Annotated in this window: 19 protein-coding genes; 2 read left to right on the forward strand and 17 right to left on the reverse strand. The window is 24.0% G+C overall.

The window, feature by feature from the left end; translation table 4 throughout:
• Nucleotides 1–223: 223 nt before the first annotated feature.
• From T380_RS0101635 to T380_RS0101670, 8 genes are read right to left on the reverse strand one after another with little or no spacing between them, the layout of a single operon-like run.
• The gene (locus tag T380_RS0101635) at nucleotides 224–1,237 is read right to left on the reverse strand and encodes a ZIP family metal transporter (RefSeq protein WP_027334193.1); all 1,014 of its coding nucleotides are present in this window, start codon (nucleotides 1,235–1,237) and stop codon (nucleotides 224–226) included.
• Nucleotides 1,237–1,839 (reverse strand): hypothetical protein, encoded by a 603-nt coding sequence (locus T380_RS0101640; RefSeq protein ID WP_027334194.1) that lies wholly within the window; start codon nucleotides 1,837–1,839, stop codon nucleotides 1,237–1,239. Before T380_RS0101640 ends, T380_RS0101635 begins: the two co-directional genes overlap by 1 nt.
• Nucleotides 1,840–3,732 carry an MAG3240 family lipoprotein gene (locus T380_RS0101645; RefSeq protein WP_036436803.1) on the reverse strand — a complete coding sequence of 631 codons (1,893 nt, stop codon included), beginning with the start codon at nucleotides 3,730–3,732 and terminating at the stop codon, nucleotides 1,840–1,842.
• A 7-nt stretch (nucleotides 3,733–3,739) separates the two neighbouring features.
• Nucleotides 3,740–5,968, reverse strand: coding sequence for an OppA family ABC transporter substrate-binding lipoprotein (locus tag T380_RS0101650; protein WP_027334196.1), 2,229 nt, complete (start codon nucleotides 5,966–5,968; stop codon nucleotides 3,740–3,742).
• A complete protein-coding gene (locus tag T380_RS0101655; protein WP_027334197.1) occupies nucleotides 5,961–7,055 on the reverse strand; it encodes an ABC transporter permease subunit in 1,095 nt (364 codons plus the stop codon). The genes T380_RS0101650 and T380_RS0101655 overlap by 8 nt, the downstream gene beginning before the upstream one ends.
• Nucleotides 7,034–7,963 (reverse strand): ABC transporter permease subunit, encoded by a 930-nt coding sequence (locus T380_RS0101660; RefSeq protein ID WP_156930194.1) that lies wholly within the window; start codon nucleotides 7,961–7,963, stop codon nucleotides 7,034–7,036. Before T380_RS0101660 ends, T380_RS0101655 begins: the two co-directional genes overlap by 22 nt.
• A gap of 47 nt (nucleotides 7,964–8,010) precedes the next feature.
• Nucleotides 8,011–8,829, reverse strand: a complete 819-nt coding sequence (locus T380_RS0101665; RefSeq protein WP_036436807.1) for an ROK family protein — start codon at nucleotides 8,827–8,829, stop codon at nucleotides 8,011–8,013.
• Nucleotides 8,829–9,875 carry a MupG family TIM beta-alpha barrel fold protein gene (locus tag T380_RS0101670; protein WP_027334200.1) on the reverse strand — a complete coding sequence of 349 codons (1,047 nt, stop codon included), beginning with the start codon at nucleotides 9,873–9,875 and terminating at the stop codon, nucleotides 8,829–8,831. The genes T380_RS0101665 and T380_RS0101670 overlap by 1 nt, the downstream gene beginning before the upstream one ends.
• A 134-nt stretch (nucleotides 9,876–10,009) precedes the next feature.
• On the opposite strand from T380_RS0101670, the gene T380_RS0101675 reads away from it, so the two are divergent.
• Nucleotides 10,010–10,402, forward strand: coding sequence for a hypothetical protein (locus T380_RS0101675; RefSeq protein ID WP_027334201.1), 393 nt, complete (start codon nucleotides 10,010–10,012; stop codon nucleotides 10,400–10,402).
• Nucleotides 10,403–10,473: 71 nt separating this feature from the next.
• Here the strand turns inward: T380_RS0101675 and T380_RS0101680 are convergent, their stop codons facing one another.
• From T380_RS0101680 to secA, 8 genes are all read right to left on the reverse strand, one after another.
• Entirely contained in the window at nucleotides 10,474–10,962 is a 489-nt protein-coding gene (locus T380_RS0101680) for a hypothetical protein (RefSeq protein ID WP_027334202.1), read from the reverse strand.
• Between the two features lie 141 nt (nucleotides 10,963–11,103).
• Nucleotides 11,104–12,168: a hypothetical protein gene (locus T380_RS0101685; RefSeq protein ID WP_027334203.1), complete on the reverse strand. Its 1,065-nt coding sequence runs from the start codon at nucleotides 12,166–12,168 to the stop codon at nucleotides 11,104–11,106.
• Nucleotides 12,169–12,215: 47 nt separating this feature from the next.
• On the reverse strand, nucleotides 12,216–13,058 hold the full coding sequence (locus tag T380_RS0101690) for a glycosyltransferase family 2 protein (RefSeq protein WP_027334204.1): 843 nt from the start codon (nucleotides 13,056–13,058) through the stop codon (nucleotides 12,216–12,218).
• 86 nt (nucleotides 13,059–13,144) lie between these two features.
• Nucleotides 13,145–13,531, reverse strand: a complete 387-nt coding sequence (locus T380_RS0101695) for a glycosyltransferase family 2 protein (protein ID WP_027334205.1) — start codon at nucleotides 13,529–13,531, stop codon at nucleotides 13,145–13,147.
• Nucleotides 13,525–14,715 (reverse strand): UDP-galactopyranose mutase, encoded by a 1,191-nt coding sequence (gene glf / locus T380_RS0101700; protein ID WP_027334206.1) that lies wholly within the window; start codon nucleotides 14,713–14,715, stop codon nucleotides 13,525–13,527. The genes T380_RS0101695 and glf overlap by 7 nt, the downstream gene beginning before the upstream one ends.
• Nucleotides 14,716–14,731: 16 nt before the next feature.
• Nucleotides 14,732–15,727, reverse strand: a complete 996-nt coding sequence (gene galE / locus T380_RS0101705; protein WP_027334207.1) for a UDP-glucose 4-epimerase GalE — start codon at nucleotides 15,725–15,727, stop codon at nucleotides 14,732–14,734.
• Between the two features lie 88 nt (nucleotides 15,728–15,815).
• Nucleotides 15,816–17,804 (reverse strand): excinuclease ABC subunit UvrB, encoded by a 1,989-nt coding sequence (gene uvrB, locus T380_RS0101710; RefSeq protein ID WP_036436830.1) that lies wholly within the window; start codon nucleotides 17,802–17,804, stop codon nucleotides 15,816–15,818.
• A gap of 19 nt (nucleotides 17,805–17,823) precedes the next feature.
• Nucleotides 17,824–20,463 carry a preprotein translocase subunit SecA gene (gene secA / locus T380_RS03880; protein ID WP_084259822.1) on the reverse strand — a complete coding sequence of 880 codons (2,640 nt, stop codon included), beginning with the start codon at nucleotides 20,461–20,463 and terminating at the stop codon, nucleotides 17,824–17,826.
• Nucleotides 20,464–20,526: 63 nt separating this feature from the next.
• On the opposite strand from secA, the gene T380_RS0101720 reads away from it, so the two are divergent.
• Nucleotides 20,527–21,066, forward strand: a complete 540-nt coding sequence (locus T380_RS0101720; protein WP_027334209.1) for a hypothetical protein — start codon at nucleotides 20,527–20,529, stop codon at nucleotides 21,064–21,066.
• Between the two features lie 8 nt (nucleotides 21,067–21,074).
• Here the strand turns inward: T380_RS0101720 and T380_RS0101725 are convergent, their stop codons facing one another.
• On the reverse strand, nucleotides 21,075–21,290 hold the full coding sequence (locus T380_RS0101725) for an MAG6790 family protein (protein WP_027334210.1): 216 nt from the start codon (nucleotides 21,288–21,290) through the stop codon (nucleotides 21,075–21,077).
• Nucleotides 21,291–21,332 lie beyond the last annotated feature (42 nt).

The following is a 21,332-nucleotide window of genomic DNA, read 5'->3' on the forward strand; positions in this document are numbered from 1 at the left end:
TATAGAAAAACCCCAATTTTCTATGCAGTTAAGTTTAACAAAATACAACATTTTGGTTATTATGTTTTTTAATATATGAAATAATGTTAAAAAATTTTTTAATTTTAACGTTATTATATATTTTTTGTTTGTATATAAATAGATTCTATTTATATTGATTAATTATCGGCAGCATAAAAATCATATAAATAATCAAAGTAATTATACTAAATTTTCAAAAAATCTAAATCATATTTACTGAACCATGAACATGAAAACATAATATTAATATAGTAAATAAAATACCAACAAATAGCAATAAAATTGTTGTTAATCATGTTCTTTTTCCCATTTTATGGTGATAAAATTCAGGTAAAAATTCAATAAGAGCAGTAAATAACATTATGCTTCCCACTATTGCCATTATGAATGCTTGTAAAAAATTGTTTTTCATTATAAATGACCCACAATAAATCCCAATAAAGACAAATGGAATTAGTAAAGCTATTGCACAAATTGAGTTTAAAACAGCAAAAAATGGTTTTATTTTCATTTCTCTTTGTCTATAGAAAAATACAATTTCTTCAGGAACTGTATGTAATACAAATGATATAAAAAAAGCAATAGAAATAGTAGAATTTGGGTCCCCCATTATTAATCTATATAAACTTAGACCAATTAATAATCCTTCAGGTACTCTATGACCCAATAATAAAACTAGGGCAGTTCATTTATTTTTTATATTTTTATTATTATTTTGTAAATCCACAATGTCATTTTTATTAAAAATAACATCGTCATGTATGTGGGTGTGTTCTTCTTCACCGTTATGATGACCATGTTCATGAACATGGATAAATACTGAATTTTTTATATCCGATTTTCTTTTAATAATTCATCAAATTAACATTTTAATCATAAAAGCAATTGATATACCAAGTGTTGCACCACCAAAAACTATAAGAATATTTCCTAAATAAATTTGATTTTGACTAGAAGCTGCATTATAACCCCTACTTGTTATTTCTATTGCTTCTCTAAGATATCCAAAACTACCCAATATAACAAACATTCCGGTAACAAATGCGTAAATATAAATTGATAGTTGTTTTTTTGGTTTTTTAATAAAGAGAGGCACGAGTATAGAAATAACAATAGGTATACTAATCAAAAACAATGAGATAATTAAACCAAAAATAAAAAATACAATATTCTGGTTTTTAATATTTTCTTGTAATAGGTTATATAACGAATTCATTATTCAACCCCCATTTCTATACTACCTTTATAAAAATAAAGAGGTTCATTTTCATCATTATCAATTATTCTTGAAGATATCATAAAATTAAAGCTTAATTTATTATCTTTAAAAGTAATGAATTCATCATCATTATTTTTAATTACAAAAAATTGAAATGACGTTAAAAATCTATGTTCAGAAAAAATATCATTTGTGGTTTCTTCATGAACGTGATTATAACTACCACCTAAATCCCATCCTTGATGTGGCCTAGTTGCGGTTAAGCTTATATTTAAATATTTTTTTACAAAATTAATAAATTTATTATTGAATTCATTATTATCTTTTATTTTTAGTAAAACATTAATGTTTTCTGTAATAAATTTTTTAATACCAGCCTTGGTTTTGGGTTTTTTATAATTTCAATTAATACTTATTTGTTTTATATTTTTTGATGATACATTTTCAATGTTTTTTTTGTATTTTGGAATCATTTCTTTAATTTCATCAAATGTCCAATCCTTTTGTGGAATTTCGCCAGCTAAAAGTGAACATGATGGAATAAATGGGACAAGCGCAATAGAGTTGAAACAAAAATACTTTAAAAATCTAAGACTCACTTATTCCTTTCATTTGAAATATTTTATTACATTTTCTGGTGTTAAATCTTTATTTTTTTCCTCATCAATTAAATACGATATTGAATTAATGGGATTAACTTGTTCAAGACGTTGCGTATTATCGCATCCTTTGAAACAATTTCATTCAATCACTTTTTCTTGATTTTCTTTAGAAAGCATTGATTTCCCCTCTTTATCTAAAAAATCTATTTTTAATTCTATTGTTCCCGGTTTATCTTTTGAAACTTGTATAAAATCGAATTTTATATCATTTAATAAATCATTTTTATTGTTAGATTTACCTATTAAATACTTAAATATATCTAATCCTAAATATGATTCAAGAATATCTAGTGGTTTTTTGTTTTCATATATTTTGTAAGCTTCATAATCTTTAATTTTTTTCCCGTCAAAAACATCAATATTATCTTTAAATTTAAATACCTGTATTGACATAAGGGGGAGTAGTAAGTTTTCAAAAAATTTATTTGGATCAATATAATTCTTTATTGGTAAATCTGATTCTCAAGAATTATTTTTAGCAAATTTTGCATTTCAATCATATTTTTTTGTTGTTTTTTTAAAATCTAGATCAAGAGTTGTTTTATATCCATTAAAGTCATGATAATGATTATTTATATCAATTGAATATCATTTATAATTACTTTTTTTACCATCAATTGTTGTTACTTGAATGGTTAATTTAATTAATTTTAATGAATTATTTAGATATCTATTATCAATTTTTTTATCAATAATTTTATATTCTTTGTCAATATGTTTTCTAAATTCGGGGACTGGAATATAAAAATTATTTTCTTTATTTTTTAAAAACCATAAAAAACTTTTTGCTGTTGTTCATTCATAGTTATTTCCCGGGCTAACAAAACTTTCATAATAATTATTTTTTTTAAATAAATTGTCTTTAAGTCTTAAAAATGACACATCAGGGTAAAAATTTGTGTTAACATATTCGTTAAAAAGTATTTCATCATCATCAATATTTAAGGTAGAAAAATAATTATTTAGGCTATTGTAATTTTTAAAAATATTTTCATAATTTTTTATATTATATGGAGTATTTTCAAGTAAATAATTACCATCAATACCCCCTAAAATAAATTGCTTTTCTCTGTTTGTTTTGCTAATTAATGAATTTCCCATTTGATCAATAAAGTCAATTGAAATAACTGGAGCATTTTTGTAATTATTTGGATCAATAGATTCGATAAAATTTATGGGGGTTATTTTAATTTTGCTAATTTTGGGTAAATCCCCAAAATCATAGTCATTTATATAAAAAAGCGCCAAATCTTCTCAATATGATATTTGTTCTTTATTTTTTATTCAAGCCTTAGCTCTGATTCATTTTGTTGGAATAAAATATGGTAATGTTTGGTTTCATTTATCGTGTAATCCAATTCTACAAATTTCACTAATAATAGAATTTATTTTCGGATAACATAGGTCGTTATGAAATTTTTCATCATTTTTTTCGAAACAATCTATTTTTTCATCAAATAAAAAATCATATTCAAAATTTTTTGTTTTTCCAGTCTTTGATATTTCAATGAATCTATTGTTATCATCATCTGAATACAAGTTCAATTTATATGGTTCACGAGTCTTATAATCATATATATTATTTTTTACCTTAATAGTATTATTGCCCAGAAAAGTAAAATCATTTTTACTAATGTTAACAAAAAGATTAGTATATTTATTTAATATTTTAAGTTGTTCTTTTGTGTAAATTTTTTTGTAATCATAACTGTAGTTTTGTAGTAATGGTAAATTATTTTGTTCAAAGTTAAAAGTTTTACTATTGCATGCAATAGTAAAAATATGCATAAAGAAAAATAGTAAAATAGTAAAAATCTTTCTTTTCCTCATAATCTTCCTATCTACTTAATATTTTAATATCTTCAAAATAAACAAGATCATCTTCTCTTGTTGGTTTTGAAAAATGCGATTGTATTAATTCATAATTTAATAACAAGTTTAGATTAATATAACGATCAATTCTATATGGTGCAGCATATGAATTTTTTATATCATTGATCAATAGAATTATATGAAAATAAGAATTATCATAATGGTATTTTGACACAAGAGTCTCGATTAAATAGTTAATATTTTTATTTTGGTTTTTCTTTGAAATGGTTTGAAGTATTTCATCTAGTGTTTTAGATTTTAATTCATTTATATCGTCATTATTAAAATTTAATTTTTCAAAAAAATAATTTTTAAATTGGTTCAATTTTTCTAAGCAATTTATGTCTGAATTATAATGAATTAGATTTAATATTAAATTATTTTGTTTTGATAAAAGTAATGAAGTTAAAAAAGAGTTTGTATCAGTATCTTCAAAATTTATAATTTTATAACCCATTTTTTGAATATTTTTAATGTTTTTATCAACTTTAATGTTTATTTTTAGTCTTTTGTCGATTGATTTAAATATTTCATCTAGTGTATCTATAATTTTTTTATCTAAATAATCAAGAAAAGGAATATCAAATTCTATTATTTCCTTATTATTTAAATTATTATCTTCGTAAAATTTATCCAATATTTTTTTAATGCTATTTCTGATTTCATCAAAATAACAGGATTTAAATTGTTTGGTTATATCTTTTATGTTTTCGATTGAATAATAATGCTTAAAATTCTCATCTACAAAGTAATCTTTTGTTACCAATTTGCTTGAAGTATTGTTATATAAAAATAATTTATCTTTTATTACATGAGGAAATGCGGATTTTATATTTGTATAATTTGAGTTTTTATTATTTGATATCTTAGCATACGGGTTGATAAAATTATCATAATATTGAGTTTTATTGTATGTGTATGATAAAGTATATTTATTAATAATTTGTGAAATATTATTTCTAAAAATAAAACCTAAACCGTTATAAAAGTTATTATAATCAATTTTTTTTAAATATTCTTTACCATACATCAAAATTGCGTAATTTTTACTAAATGTAGTATTTTCAAAATTTGGACAATCATCATAAAATAATGGAGGAGATTCATTTTTTGTGTTGTTAATAATGTTTAATTTATAAACACCATTATCGTATAAACTAAGAATATTTGCTTGTTGCGAATCATTAAAAATACTTATGTTTTGAGAAGAAATAAGACCTTGATTAAATGAATTTAAAAGATGGTTCCTATATGAATTTATATCTACACTACCGGCAGCGTTATATTTAATAATTACTTTTTTTATTTGAGTATATTTATTAATAGATATGTAGATCATTTTCTCTAAATCACATTTATTTAACACATATGAACCAGCATATAAAAATTTTGAAATATCAGTGTTTTCCTTTATTTTCTCTTGAAAAATGAATGAAAATGCCTTATTTTTTATTATCTCATTTATAAATAATTCAGTTCTTAATTTTTTATTGTCAATATCAAAATTAATAGTATTATTTTTAAAATTTTCTTCTTTTAAAATTGTGTTAGTAAACCCTAATGCATTTAAATAATTTTTTTCCTGATCTTTAATGCATTTTTTTAATGAATACAACAAATTATGCGCATCAATTTTGTGTTGCGTTTTTTCGCCTAAATAGTTATAAAAAAATAAATTATCTTTCAACACAAATGTTATTTTTTTTGCTATTTTTAATTTGTTTATAAAATTATCTGAGTTAATAGATTTATTGTTTTGGGATTTTTGTTTGTATACAGGATTTAAGAAACCGGCTCCATAGTCTTCTTTTATATTGTTTAGCATTTTGCCATCTGAATCATCATCATCGAAAATAAATTTGTTTTTATCATCAAAAATAATAATTTGTTTTGCTAATCCAAATGATAAGCGCTTTTTAGATGTTTCTTTAAAATAACTATTTAGTGAATCATATACTGATTCTCCCTCATACTTTCATCTTATTAAATAATTTCCAGTTAGGGAATCATGAATTGTTTTTCTTTCACTAAATTCTTGACCATATAATGGTATTTTGTTAAAATAAGGATTACTTTCATTTTTTTCAATTATATAAACATCATTTGACACAAAAGTAGAAGATGAACATGATGTTATGAATGGGGTGATAGTCAGCGGCGTAGATAATGTTATAAATATTTTTAATTTATTCATAAATACCTCTTTTAGGCTCGTATATTTTATTTAATTCTACAGAAATAAATTTAAAACTAAAAGTAAGTGAGGTAGTGATTATTGATGTTGTTATTAAATAATAAGGATTTTTATCAAATAATTGAATACCTTCTTTTATAATTAAGCCAAATGTTAAATTATTTGAATTATCAATTGAGAAAATTGAAATAGCGCTATATGAAACAAGTATTAAAGAAAAGTGTTCAATAATTTGTATTAACTGCGAATTAATAACTGGCATTAATAATGTTTTTCATAGTAAATTATATTTACTAAAACCAATAGCTATATCAGCCATAACATATTCTTCATTTAAAACAGATAATGTTTTATTATATGCGTTACAAAATAATATTAAACTACTAATAATTGTGAAAATTAGTATCGCATTTATAAAAGAATTTTTAAAAATCAAGAATAAAATAACTGAAAGAATTAAGTAAGGCACAATTGTAAATGTGGTAAAAAGATTATTAATAAATTTGCTTAATCTTTTTCTTATATAAAGAGCAATTATTAAAGCGCTGAAAGTTGAAAGTATAAGTGCAAATGTTATTGAAATTAAAGCAATTAATAAAATATTTAATTGTGAATGTATAATTCTTGAAAAAATATCGATACCATATGAATTTGTGCCAAGAATATGAACCAAATTTTTATCATCAATTATTTTGTATGCATTATAAGATACGTTATAAAGATTACTGCCAATTATTTTATTTATAAATACACTATCATTGTATTGATTTGCTAGTTTTTTAAAAAGCTCAAGTTTTGGTCCTGGTAAAATTTGTTCATTCTTAAATGGTGTTATTTCACTAGGTAATTCCTTATTCAGAAAAAGAGCATTATTTATTGGTTTATTAGGTTCTTCATTATAAAAAATGTAAGAAAGTATTAGGAAAATAAAGACAATTAAAAAAATAGTTAATGAAACAATTAATGTTTTATTTTTTAATATTCTTAAAAAATATCTTTTTTTCTGACTAATAGGAATTACTAATTCGTTATAAATATTTTTTTTAGTAACAAATTTTAGTAGTTCTATCTCCTTATCTTTTTTCATAAAACCTTTCAATTTATTATATTGTTTTTAAAATTTTGTGGCATAGCTAGAAAAACAATAAAGTCACAAATGCCCTTAATTAAAGAAATAAATACTATATTTAATAGAATTGAATATATTAGTAAATTGAAATAATTGGGATTATCTAAATATTGAAATAAAAATGATTGCCCAGAAATATAAAAAAAACGCTCAACAATCATTGTGTAACTAATTAAGTAAATATATATGAAAATTACTTTCTCAAGATAAGCAATAATTCAATTTTTTAAAACAATTTTATTAAAAAGTTTAAATTTATTAAAGCCATTAGCTTTTAACATAAGATAATAATCGCTTTGAATTATATTATTTAGTATTTGATAATTAATACTGATGCAAATAGGTAAAATAGTAATGACTAATATTATTATAGGAAATATTAATGAAATAAATGCATTGAATAAACTCCCATAATAAGGTTGAATATAAGTTGTTGGCAAATTAATGTTTGAAGCAGTTATTATGCCAAGTGGGCATAAAATAAAGATTGGTAATGAACCAAAAATGAATGCGAAAAATTTAAAAAATGAAGAGCTAATATTTTTTTTATTTATGCATAATGAATAACTAATAAAAAATGAAATAAAAAAACTAATAAAAAATGAAATATTTATTAAAAAAAAAGAAAATTTAAAATACGAAAAATATATTTTTTCAACAGAAATACTTGTATTTATATTGATGTCACCATAATTTAGTCTAAATAAATTAATGATATATTGAAGTGAATTTGCTACATTAATATTTTTTAATACAAATCCACTTAAAAGTAAATGTAAGCAAAAAATAGCAATTAAAATTATTGCTAAGTACATTAAAATTTGCTTTATTAAATAACTAAAATATGAACTAATGTTGGCAAGCATTATATCCAATCTACATTTCTATTATATCAAATATATGTAAACACTCTTTAATAACCATTTATTAAAAAATTTAAGCCAATTAATGCGGAATCATCATCTAATTCTTCAATTTTAAAGGTTACGTTTTTAAGCATAAACTCACCTAAATATAATTTTGTTTTTTCAATAGCTTTATTAATAAATCATTTGTTTTTTCTAGAGATTGAACCACCAAAAACAAATAGGTTTGGATTAATTAAAACAATACTAGAACATATAGCTTTCGATAACGCCTCTATGGCATCGTCTATAATTTGTTTTATTTCTAAATTTGTGTCATATTTTTTGAATATATCTTGTGGTTCCAAGTTTATATTAAGTTCTTGGCATCTCTTTTTGATGCCGTTGCCAGAACATACCTTGTACATTTCTTGTTTATTATAAACACTAGATCAAGGAGAATTGTATACTATTTGAGCTTTATTGTTTGCGCCATAAAATATTTTATTATTAATTATTAAACCTGCTCCAAAACCTGTGCTAATAGTAAAAAATTGGGTTATATCATTTTTATTTTGTTTAAAATAAAAATGATTTGCTATAGCCATTGCACTACTATCTCTTGCGCACAATACTTTTTTTATTTTTGAATTATTTAAAATGTAATTTTTTAATGAAACATTTTGTCATTTTGGTAAATTGGTAGATTTTAAAATTATTCCATTTTCATAATCCGCAATACCAGGAAAACACATAGCAATTTTACTTATTTTATTTTTTTCGCAAAAGGAAATAATTAGATATTTTTCTTTTAATTTAATTTGATTATCTTGAAACATTGCGATACGTAAATTTGTCCCCCCAATATCTATGCATGCACATTTCATTATTTTATTTCCTTTACAAATTTAATTTTTCTATCTCTCTTTATAACTTTCAAAAGTTCAATATAATCTGGTTGTATATTTGCAATTAAATTTATTTTAGGGTCGGCGCAAAAGTCATCATTTGTTATTTGAATTTCTCCAGTATACCTTCCATAATTTATATTATCAATAGTAATAGATCCTAATTTTCTTTCTTTATTATTGTTAAAAGGAGCTACATCTTTTCCTTTTCTTGAAAAAACCCTACTTTCAGCAATTCTAAATAGATTTTTGGGCGAATCATGTCTAATTGTGAACGTTTTATTAATTATCTCTTCATCCTTTATGTTAATTAAAGGCAAGATTATAACCTTATTTTCATCATATTCGTTAATAAGTTCTACTTGGGTCTTGCTTATTATTCCATCACCAACAAAAATATTAGTAATTCCACATAATTCATTTAATAAAACATATGAAACATAAGGCTTTAAATATCTTTGATTTTCAAGTGTTGGCAAACCTTGAAAAATAGGTCCTCTTTTTTCTAAGTCTGTGCTTATAAATGTAAGTATATCTACATTATATTTTCTTAAATTATTATTAATTTCATTAAAAAACTCAATATCTAAACCAGTTTCTGGTCTTGGATAATAATTATGCATTGCAATTATTTTAATATTATTTCTTTTATAAATTTCTAAATCATTAATAGTTATTCCAGTAGCATTAACACAAAGAGGAACTAACTTAGAAATTTCAATTAATTGTTTTATATCAAAGCCATAATCTACTCTAAATCAATCTACAAGCTTATTCTTGCTCAAGTATTCAAAAAAATCGTTTCCAAAAAACTCTAAATTCTTAATTGAAACATCACTTATTATTTTGTAACCTTTTTGCTTTATTTTTTTGCATAAATTAAATATATCATTTCTAGTTATTTTCCCCATTTCTTCTTCTATATGAAAAGAAGTAAAAATTTTAATATTTTTACCTTTTACATTTGGTAAATTATCATAATACCTATCAATATTGCTTAAAAAAATTGAGTAATTTATTGGCATAAAATCCTTTTGTCGTTTTAATAATTATATTATTTATAATTAAAAATCTATGTTTTTTATATTTTAAGAATTTTTTTCAATATATATATATATATAATTATTTAGTATTTATAAAAAAAGAAGGTGGGGTATAAATGAATACAAATTATAAGTCATCAAAAGATATATCGTTAGCGGCTATTATTATAAGTTTTTTAGGGATTTTATTACCTATATTATTTTCTATAATTTTGGTATATTTTATCCAGATTGTAAAATCATCACCGACGAATACACAAGATGAAAAAGAATTAACTGTTATTTTAGGGGCGGCACTTCTTATTTTTTATCAATTATTCTTTGGTTTAGGGGTTGCTGGTTTTGTTCTTTATATAATGACATTAGTAAATTCTTTCGCAGAACTCAAGGAAAAACGAACCGGTTCTATTTTAATGTTGGTAGGATTTTTTGTTCCTATCGTTGGTTGGATTGGGCTATTTAAAGTATATTTTGCATATAAAAAGAAATGTGATAATAAAAATGAATAATTAAAAACACAAATGCTAATTTGTGTTTTTAATTATTTGTAGTAGCATTATAAATATATGTAAAACTACGTTTATTCATTAACAAAATCGGGTATTAAATTAACAAAATTTAAATCTTTTATAATTTGATATTTGTTAAAGAATTTTTCAATATTTTTTCTATTTGTTTTGTATAAATTTGTATTCATATTAGCGTCTTTTTCAGTAAATGAACTTACTGAAAAAGTTTTTGGAATTGGAAAATTTTCCGGCTTTACAACTTTAAGAATCGAATTGGTGTTGAAGTTGGATTCTTGGTAAACAAACATCATTGTTGTTTGTAAAACAGTTGAAAGTGGTATAACACCAAAAATTTCAAAATCATTAAATAAATCATCTTTGTTTTTAAATAATAAATTCTCTTCATTTGGATTATTTTTAAATCTTATTAATTCATTTGACATAATATTTTCTCATGAAAGTTTTGAATTAATTATATTTAAATTTTCTTCTTTTATAACATTGTCAGAAACAAGTTTTACATATTCTATATTGTATTCTTCATCAAATCTTGGATGCATTTTAAAAACAATATTATATTTTTGTGGGTCATATTTTTTTATAAAAGATTTAAAAATAGAACGAATTTCTTCAAAATAATTGGCATTTTTAATAATCTGGTGTGTTTTTTACCGTCGGGATAATTATCATTTTTCATTTCTCTAAAAAATGAATCCCCCCATAAAAATTGCGGTTTTTTTATTTGGATCAAAATTACTTGATTTTTTACTAAAAAGTTCAACACCATCTTGATATTTAATGCATTCCTCAATAATTGGTTTTGCTTCATTATTTCATGTTCCATATTTTCCTAAAAATACTGGTTGAAACGAATTATAAGGAGGTTTTAAATTATTTAATTTAAAATGTTGATTATCCAAATAACTAACATCATAATTTATCAATGATATAAATGGAGTATTATTAACCATTTTATCCATATATATTCATTGTGATGGACATTCATTTTTAAATTTTGTTAAGTTGATGCCGTAATTATTTCTATTTCTTTTATATTCTTCATATTTGTTTGTAATTTCAAAGTTGCTTTTTATTTTATTTAAATCGTTTTTGAATTTATCAAATGCTTCAGTAAATAATGAAGATTGCGCAGTACCATCAGAAATAATAATTATTTTTCTAGCATTTAACAAAATATCATAAAAAATATCGGCATGTTGTGGCTCTAATAAAAATTTATATCATTCCAAAAATGTTAATGAAAAATCTACTTTATCAGGATTATTCTTCATAAAATTGGCTATTTTTTTATACTGTTCATATTTTGGGATACTATCTTCTTTAACGATATATATTTGATTTTTACTAGTTGAAGATAATACATTATCAAAATTTATAAACTTATAATATTTTGCAAGAGCTTTTTGATTATAACCTTTAATATTTTCATATTTATTGGGTTGATCTATGAAATTATTTGCTCAAAACATTATTTGTTTATTTTTATTGTTGCTTTCTTTATCCAAATAAATAATAGAATTAATTTGATGGCTTATTGGATACCCGCCATGTTGCATAAAGTGGATTGTATAATTGGCATTGTCCGCTGATTCCTTATAAAGTTTTTTAATATTGGAATTTTTTCATTCATAAACATTATTATTGTTTTGTTTGAACGCCCCCCTCTGTTCACAACTTAATGTAAAAACACAAGATAGTGAAGCGATAATTGTCCCAATAATATAAAATTTTAATTTTCTTTTCATTTTTTCCTTTCTAAACTTTAAAATCTATTCATAAATATGTTTAAAAATTATGAATTAAATTTTTTTGTCCTTTCCTTTTTGGTGTTAACAAATTTCATATTAATATTTTTTTGTGCATAAAATGAAATTGGAATATTGAGAAAAATAAAAATAGGGTAAAAAAATAATGATTTTATTTTATTTCAAAAGCTTATTTGTTTCATTTTTTTAGATTGTCTTATTATTACAGCTAGCCCCATAAAAAAACTAGTTAGGTAATAAAATAAAAACATACTAAATATGGATAAAAACCCTAAAAGGTAATAAGTATTGTGCAAATTAAAACCAAAATAAATTAAACCATTAGTTATGGAAGAGGCTATATTTATTATTAAAAGTAAAATAAATCAAAAAGAAGCCGGGAAAAGCATTGCGATAAAATCTAAGTAATTTAATTTCTTTTGTGGCCATTCAATCTTGAAAAATAGATTTTTAAAAATTGATCATTTAATAGATTTATTTAATTTGTAATTACCAACAGTTCATCTTGTTCTTTGTTTTCATGATATATTTCAATTAGTTGGTTGTAAATCATAAAAATGTGCTTCATCAACATATATGCCTTTATAATTATTTAATAATGCATAATACGAAAACTCTGTATCGTGAACCATTGATGTATATTTTCCTCAATAATTATTTTTTTCAAGCAATGATCATCTAACCATAAAACCTGTACCGCCAACCATATGTGGGTTTTTGAAAAAACTTCTAGCAGTTGCTATTTGAGAAACAAGTCTATAAAATTCAATTGAATAACTTGATGAGATTCAATTATCTTCAAAATTTTGCGTATCTCTAAAAGATGTAAAATAATCATATTTTTTAGGGTGATTAAATGCATCATTCATTTTACTTAGTCAATTTTTATCTACTATATTATCAGCATCAAATCAAGAAAAAGAATCAAAAATGTTGCCAAATTCTTCTTTTATTTTTAAAAGTGTTTCATGGACAGCAAAGTTTGGTCCGATAAGTTCTTTATTAAACCTTTCGTAAACCTTATCTGCCCCCCCTGTCTAGCCACTTCAGCGGTATTATCTGTGCAGTTATCAGCAACAACAAAAACCTTAAATTTATCTTTAGGATAATTCATAGATTTTAATGAGGTAATTAAGTCAGAAATGATATGAGCTTCATTATGTGCGGGTATTATAATACAATGATTATTGTATTTATTAGTATGTTCGAACTTTTTATTTTTAATAAAAAGCGGTAAAAATGTATAAACAATTTGTAAAAAGAAAATCAAGAAAAACAAAATACATATACCTAAAGATATTCAATTAATAATATTGCTTGATAAAATCAAATTTTCTAACATTTCTTCCTTAATAATATTTTTTTAGCTATTTCTAAACTATTTTTTATTGCTTGATCCATATTTATGTATTTATATTCAGCAAGTCTCCCTAAATTATATAGGTTTTTTATATTATTACAATGACCTATATAATTTTTATAGGAATTTCTGGCGGCTTCATTTGGGATAGGGTAATATCTTTCGGTAAAATCAATACTATTTTGATTATATTCACCAGGATATTCTTTTGAAATAATTGTGGAATAGTCATTTGTTTTAATTTCTTTATAAAAATTCTTGTATTCTGTAATTCTCGTCATATTTGGATGTTCCGGATAATTTACGACTGCGGTTTTTTGAAAGTGATTAACTTTTAAAGATTCAAATTTTATATTTAATGATCTATATGGTAATTGACCAAATTTATTGTTAAATAATTCATCTAATGGAGCACAATTAATTACGGGAACATTAATTTCCTCATTATTAATAAAAATTTTATTATTTTTAAAATTAATTATATTTTTAATATTTTGGTTAAGTATCAAATCAATATTTTTTGTATTTAGCATTTTTTCAACCATTTTTGTATATCCACCTATTGGCATACCTTCATATTTATCTGTAAAGTATGTGTTAGTTTCATTTAAATATATAGGCACTCTAGCAAAAACTGAAACATCTAGTTCTTCAACTTTTTTATTTCACATTTTCATTGTATAACTTGCAAAAACACGTTTATAAATTGTTTCATATACATATGAATATTTATCTATTTTAGATAATTCTAAAATAGTTATTTTATCCCTATTAGGAAACATATTTCTTAAATAATTTAAAAAATCGTTAGATTCATTTGGGAATAAGAGTTTTATTGAATTTATATTTATTGGTAATGGTATGAGTTTTTCATCAATTTTAGCTTCCACAATATTTCTGTAATCATTTAATTTTGTATATTTATTTATAAAATTAAATACTTCATAATCATTTGTATGAAAAATGTGTGGGCCATATTTGTGCACTAAAATGTTATTTTCTAAATAATCATAAATATTTCCACCAATATGATTTCGTTTTTCAATTATTAAGATTTTTTTGTCGGTAGGAATTTGAGTACAAACAGTTGCGGTTGATAATCCGCACCCAATAAAAATATAATCATAAACTTTTAAGTCTTTTGGTAAATTAATCAATTTATTCATTTTAACCTTATTAACCTTATTTTAAATGTGCCTTTCTAAATTCAATTTCACTTAATACTATTTCATATATAGTTGTTTTTACTTGGTAATTAAATTCCTTACAAATTTTTCTGTTTGAAGCTATTAAAATATCTGGATCACCCGCTCTTCTTGGACCAAAAGAATAATTTAGCTTCCTATTTAGATTTTTTTCAAAAGATTTTAATATTTGTAAATTAGAAAAACCATTAGAACTTCCTATATTAAAATAAAAATTCTTATTTTCTTTAATCATTTTTTCTGCGGTTATAACATGTAATTCAGCTAATTCATAAACATGAACATAGTCTCTAATACAAGTTCCGTCAAAAGTTTTATAGTCATTACCAAAAATTTTAAAATCAGGACTTAACCCAAAAGCGAAATAGCTAATTGCCGGAATAATATGAGTTGGTTTTGCGCCATTTTTTGTTAAATATCCTATTCTTTTACTTTTTGATGCCCCGGCAACATTAAAATATCTTAGAAAACTATATCTAAAGGAATTGTTTGCAATAGCATAATCCTTAATAATTTCTTCACCAAAAAATTTTGTTCTTCCATAAGGACTGCATGGGTCTTTTTTGTCTTCTTCAAAAAAGTATCCATCATGAATTGAGTTATTCCCATATATTGCTGCAGATGAAGAAAATACAAAATTATTAACATTGTATTTTTGCATAGTTTTTAAAACATTTATTAATCCATGAATGTTTGTTTCGTAATAATCAAGTGGTTTCTGAACGCTTTCCCCAACTTTAATAAGACCAGCTAAATATATAACAACATCTATTTTATTTTTCTTAAAAGTATAATCTAAATCATCTATATTTAAAATATCGCCTTGGATAAAAATGCTTTCTTTTTCAACAAATTCAATAAAACCTGTAGAAAGATTATCGAATACAATTACTTTGTCTTTATGGTTTTTATTAATTACCTCAGCAACATGGCTTCCAATATATCCGGCTCCACCGATGAGTAAATATGTCATTTATTCCTCTTTTATTTATTTAATTTTATTTTATTTAATATTATAGTCCTTCGCAAAAAAAAAAAAAAAACATAAAAAATTTATGTTTTTAGTTAAGTTCGCCACCTAATTCTAATATTTGATCACGGCAAATCATTGCGGTTTCATAATCTCTGTTTTTTGCAGCCAAATTCATGCGTTCTCTTAATTCGTTTATTGCATTTTCTATAACTAATTTGTTATCATTTTTTAATTTTACATTACCAGCTAATTTTATAGCTTCCGATATATCAAAAGAAACTAAAGACTCTGGGATGGGTTTAATAATTGATTGTGGTGTAATGTTGTGGTCTATATTATACTTAATTTGAATTTTTCTTTTTCTTTCATTATCTTCAATACATTGTTTTATATTTGATGTAATTTTGTCCGCAAACATAATGACTCTTCCATTTTTATTTCTTGCGGCTCTACCTATAATTTGTATTAAGCTTGTTGTACTCCTTGTAAAAGAGGTTGCATCAGCATCCAAAATAATAATTAAGCTAACTTCTGGAACATCAATTCCTTCTTTTAAAAGATTTATTCCAACAACTGTATCAATTTTTCCTAATCTTAGTTTTCTTAATATTTCATGACGCTCAATAGCGTCATGTTCACCATGTATAAATTCTACTTTTAAGCCTTTGTTTCTTAAATAACTTGTTAATTCTTCTGTAGCTTTAATAGTTGTTGTTACAATGAATGTTCTTTCATTATTTTTTTCCTGTTTTTTAAGTTCATCATAAATAATTTCAATTTGGTTATTTGTTTTCATCAAGATAATTTTAGGATCTAATAATCCGGTAGGTCTTATTATCATTTCTGTCATTACGCCTAAAGACTTGTTAATTTCATATTCTTGAGGTGTTGCTGACACATAAATACGATTAAAATCATAATTATTGAATTCATCAAATTTTAAGGGGCGGTTATCTAATGCGCTAGGTAGTCTATAACCATAATCTACTAAATTTTGTTTTCTTGTATGGTCCCCCCCATACATACCATTTAATTGACCTACAGAAATGTGAGACTCATCAATAAAAAGCAACGAATTCTTTGGAAAATAGTCTAATAATGTAAATGGCTTTTCACCTGGTTTTCTATTGTCAAAATAACGAGAATAATTTTCCATACCCTTACAAAAACCCGTTTCAGCCATATCTTCCATATCTTTTCTAGTTCGCTCATCAATTCTTTGGGCTTTGATTAATTCATTTTTATCCATAAATTTTTGATATGTATCTAATAATTCTTTTTCAATAAGTTTTAAAGCATCATTGATTTTAGGTTTTTGAACAGTATATGAAGAGGCCGGAAATATTCTATAATTATCGTAAATTTTTATAGTTTTTTTTGTTGTTATATCAATTTTTTTAATTGATTCAATAACATCTCCGAACATACTAATTCTAATTAATGATTCATTGTCAAAACTGGTAACTATTTCAATAATATCGCCTTTGATAATAAAACTTCCAAATGATTGTTCGTTTTTATTTCTTGTAAAGCCGATAGATACTAATTTTGAAGCAATGTTTTTAATTTTTATATCTTGTCCAACACTAAGCATAAAAACATTATTGCTATACTCGTTAGGATCAAGTGTACCATAAATACATGCAACACTAGCTATAACAATAGTATCATTACGAGTTAAGAGTGAACTTATTGTTGATATTCTCATAGCATCAAGTTGTTCATTAACGCTAGATGATTTATCGTTATATGTTTGTGTTTTTGGATTATATGCTTCAGGAATATAGAATTCAAAATTAGATACAAAATATTCAACTTTGTTTTCTGGAAAAAAATTTTTAATATCATTATAAAGTTGTGAGGCAAGAGTCTTATTATGAGACATTATAAGAGCAGGTTTGTTTTGAGAGGCAATGATGTTTGCAATTGTGAAAGTTTTACCACTTCCTGTTACACCTTTTAATACTTGATCTTTTGTGTTTGTTTTAATATTATTTAAAATAGCGTTAATCGCATTTTGTTGATCATCGCTAGGTTTGTATTTTGAAGCAAGTTTAAATTTATTAATTTTATTCATTTATATATCAATTATATTGCTAATATATATTGTTTTTTACAATAAATTCAAAAGGGTCATCTGATGTAATCATATCATTTAAAAGTTTTTCCTCTTCTTTTGTTAATTCTTCATTTTTTATTGAATTTTCTTCATTATTTTCAGAAAAGTGTTTTTGAATTAGAATGCTTTTTTTAGACATATATAAATTATATATACTTAGTCATTTCTCCATTTTATAATAGTTTCCCAATTCATTAAAAGGATGAGATGTACAAATTTTTTCAAAAATAGGATCCTCTTTATAAGGGTTTTGTATTTCATTTGCTAGGTTTGTATTAAACAATGAAATTACTGAATCATATGCAATTTCTTTAATTAAATCCTCAAACATTTGAGTACCTTTTTCAGTGTATATTTGATAAGGATTTTTTTGAGCATATTGTTCTAGATTAATGTTTCTACGTAATTTATCCATAGCATTTATATGGTCTTGCCATCTATTATCAAGTATTTTTATTATGGTTGTTTTTTCTGTGTTAAAAAGAAAAGTGGCATTAAAGTTTGCGATTATTTTATTTGCTATTTCTTCATATGCATTTAGCATATGTTCGCAAATATAATCAGATAAATCATTATGATGGTAACGAAGTGTTTTTTGTAAATTTAATTTATTATCAGTATTTTTTAAAAAATTTTCATTTATAAAATCTACAAATCCTGGATAGTTAAAAGATCCATTTTGAACAAGAAATTTTGTGCCTTTTATTAAGTTTGAAAATGTATTAATTATCATTCGTTTAACAACGGGTTTTTTATCATAATCCTTATCATTTGAAATTATAATATCTCTTTGATTATAAATTAAATCTCTTTGTTGACGTATAACATCATCATAATTTAGAACAGTTTTTCTATTATCATAATTAAAACCTTCTATTTTTTTCTGAGCCATATTGAATAACAATTTAGCGGTTTTATCTGTTATTTCATTATCTCCATAAACATCAAAACCTTTTTTTCAAGCTTCTGCTTGTGCAAAACGTTTTATTAAGTTATCTTCAAGTGAAAGGTAAAATCTTGATATACCAGGATCTCCTTGTCTACCGCTACGTCCTCTTAATTGGTTATCGATTCTTCTTGCTTCCGCTTTATCTGTCCCCAAAACATAAAGGCCACCCAATTCTACGGCTGCTTCACCTAATTTTATATCAGTACCTCTTCCCGCCATATTTGTAGCGATTGTAATAGCACCTACTTGACCTGCTTTAGCAATAATTTCTGCTTCATGTTGGTTTTGTTTTGCGTTTAATACTGTGTGAGGAATATTTTCTCTTTGAAGCATTTTATGTAAACGTTCTGAGTCTTCAATTTGTGCAGTACCTACAAGTGTTGGTTGTTTTTTTTCATATAATCTTTTAATTTCCGCAACAATTGCTTTTCATTTTGCATTAGAATTAGCAAAAATTATATCGCTAGCATCTTCACGAATAACTGGTTTATTTGTTGGTACACAATTTACTCTCATATTATAAATATCTATAAATTCTTGTTCTTCAGTTTTGGCTGTACCAGTCATTCCACAAAGTTTTGTAAACATACGGAAAAAATTTTGATAAGTAATAGTTGCTAATGTTTTGGTTTCAGGTTCAATTTCTAACATTTCTTTGGCTTGTAATGCTTGTTGAAGACCTTCTGAGTAAGCTCTTCCCTCCATTATTCTTCCGGTAAAAGCATCAATTAATTCTATTTTATTTTCAGGACTTACAATGTATTCTACATTATTAAACATTACTTTATGTGCCCTTAATGCGTTTTGAACGCGATGAAAAATTTCTGAATTTTCAATATCAAACAAGTTTTTTATTCTATAAAACTTGTTTGCTTTTGCCATTCCTTGGTGTGTTAAAGCAACAGCTTTTGATTCATCATCTATTTCATAATCTTCTTCAGTAAGAAGTCTTACAAATTGATCTGCCGCTAAATAAGTATCAGAACTAATACCTTCTCCACCCGAAATTATTAAAGGGGTTTTTGCTTCATCTATTAAAATAGAATCGACCTCATCAATTAAACAGTAATTTAACCCCCTTTGAACTTTATCATTTATATTTAAAACCATGTTATCTCTGAGATAATCAAAACCCAATTCCGAATGGATGCTATAAGTAATATCTTTTGAATATGCTTCTCTTTTAAGATTTTCGGGCATTTGGGCCTTGTTTATTCCGACACTTAAACCTAATCAGTTAAAGACCTCCCCCATTTCATTGGCATCACGTTCAGCAAGATATTCATTAACTGTCGATACAATTACACCTTTACCTTCAAGTGCGTTTAAATAAATTGGCGCGATTGATGTAATTGTTTTACCTTCACCAGTTTTCATTTCGGCAACACTTCCTAAATCTAATAAAACTCCACCTATCATTTGTACATCAAATGGAGTTTTACCTAAAACTCTTTTAGTAGCTTCTCTACATACCGCAAAAGCTTCTGGACGAATACTTTCTAGTGATTCGCCTTTTTTTATACGTTCACTAAATTCATTAGTTTTATTTTTTAGTTCCTCATCATTTAATGATTTAATTTTTTCTCATTGGTAGTTTATTTTATCAAGTGTTCTTTCAGCAATTCTAATTTCATTAGATTTGAATTTAAATAAGTTCTTTAGATTCATAATATATTTATTTTATAGTAATATTAAAATAATTGTTTTATATTAATCAATAAGGAGATAAAAATGAATAGTAAAAAGAAAGTTTTTAATATTGGATTTATTTTATCAATTATTATTATTTTAATTGTTTCAATTACTATAATGGTTTATGGAATAGAAATTGATAACTTAAGTATTTTAAATCCAAACCTAAAAATCCTAGGATTTACAACTGGATTTTCACTCATAGCATTATATTTTAAAAAAGATACAAAACCAATGGATTTTATAGAAATAACTCCAGACGGTGAATTAAAAACGAAAATACAGATTGGTTTTGCAATGCAAATAATCTTAATAATTGCAACTCTATTAGCAATAATATTTGGTATTTTAGTAATTATTAGAATTTTTTTAGAAAAGAAAGGTTTATCATTTATTCTTTCAATAATTGGTTTGTCACTTTTTGTACAAACGATTGTATTATTAAATATTTATCCTTTTAAAATCGTTGATCAAAACGTTGAACAAAACGAACACATGTTATACGGAGTATTTTCTGTAATATTTACTCTAGCGTCAATATCTTGTATGTCATTATCTAGTATAAAAAAAACTCGGTAAGAGTTTTTTTATACAACTTTAACAAGTTTTTCTTTTTCGTTATTATTTCCTTCAGCTGTTTTTCTGTTAACGTGATAAATACTAATAGTATCATTTCCTCTTGTATGAAGGTTTTGTTTTTGTTCGCGTTTAAAACGTTTAATTTGTTTTTCTATATCTTCAATGCTGTGGGCTTCAGCAATTATTTCTTGATTTGAATTTAACACTGCTTTGTATTGGTACATTTTTTCTCCTTGATAATAATGTCTACTTTTAAATTATATATA

The organism is Mycoplasma elephantis ATCC 51980, assembly GCF_000687815.1.
In the GTDB taxonomy this organism is placed as follows: domain Bacteria; phylum Bacillota_I; class Bacilli_A; order Mycoplasmatales; family Metamycoplasmataceae; genus Mycoplasma_H; species Mycoplasma_H elephantis.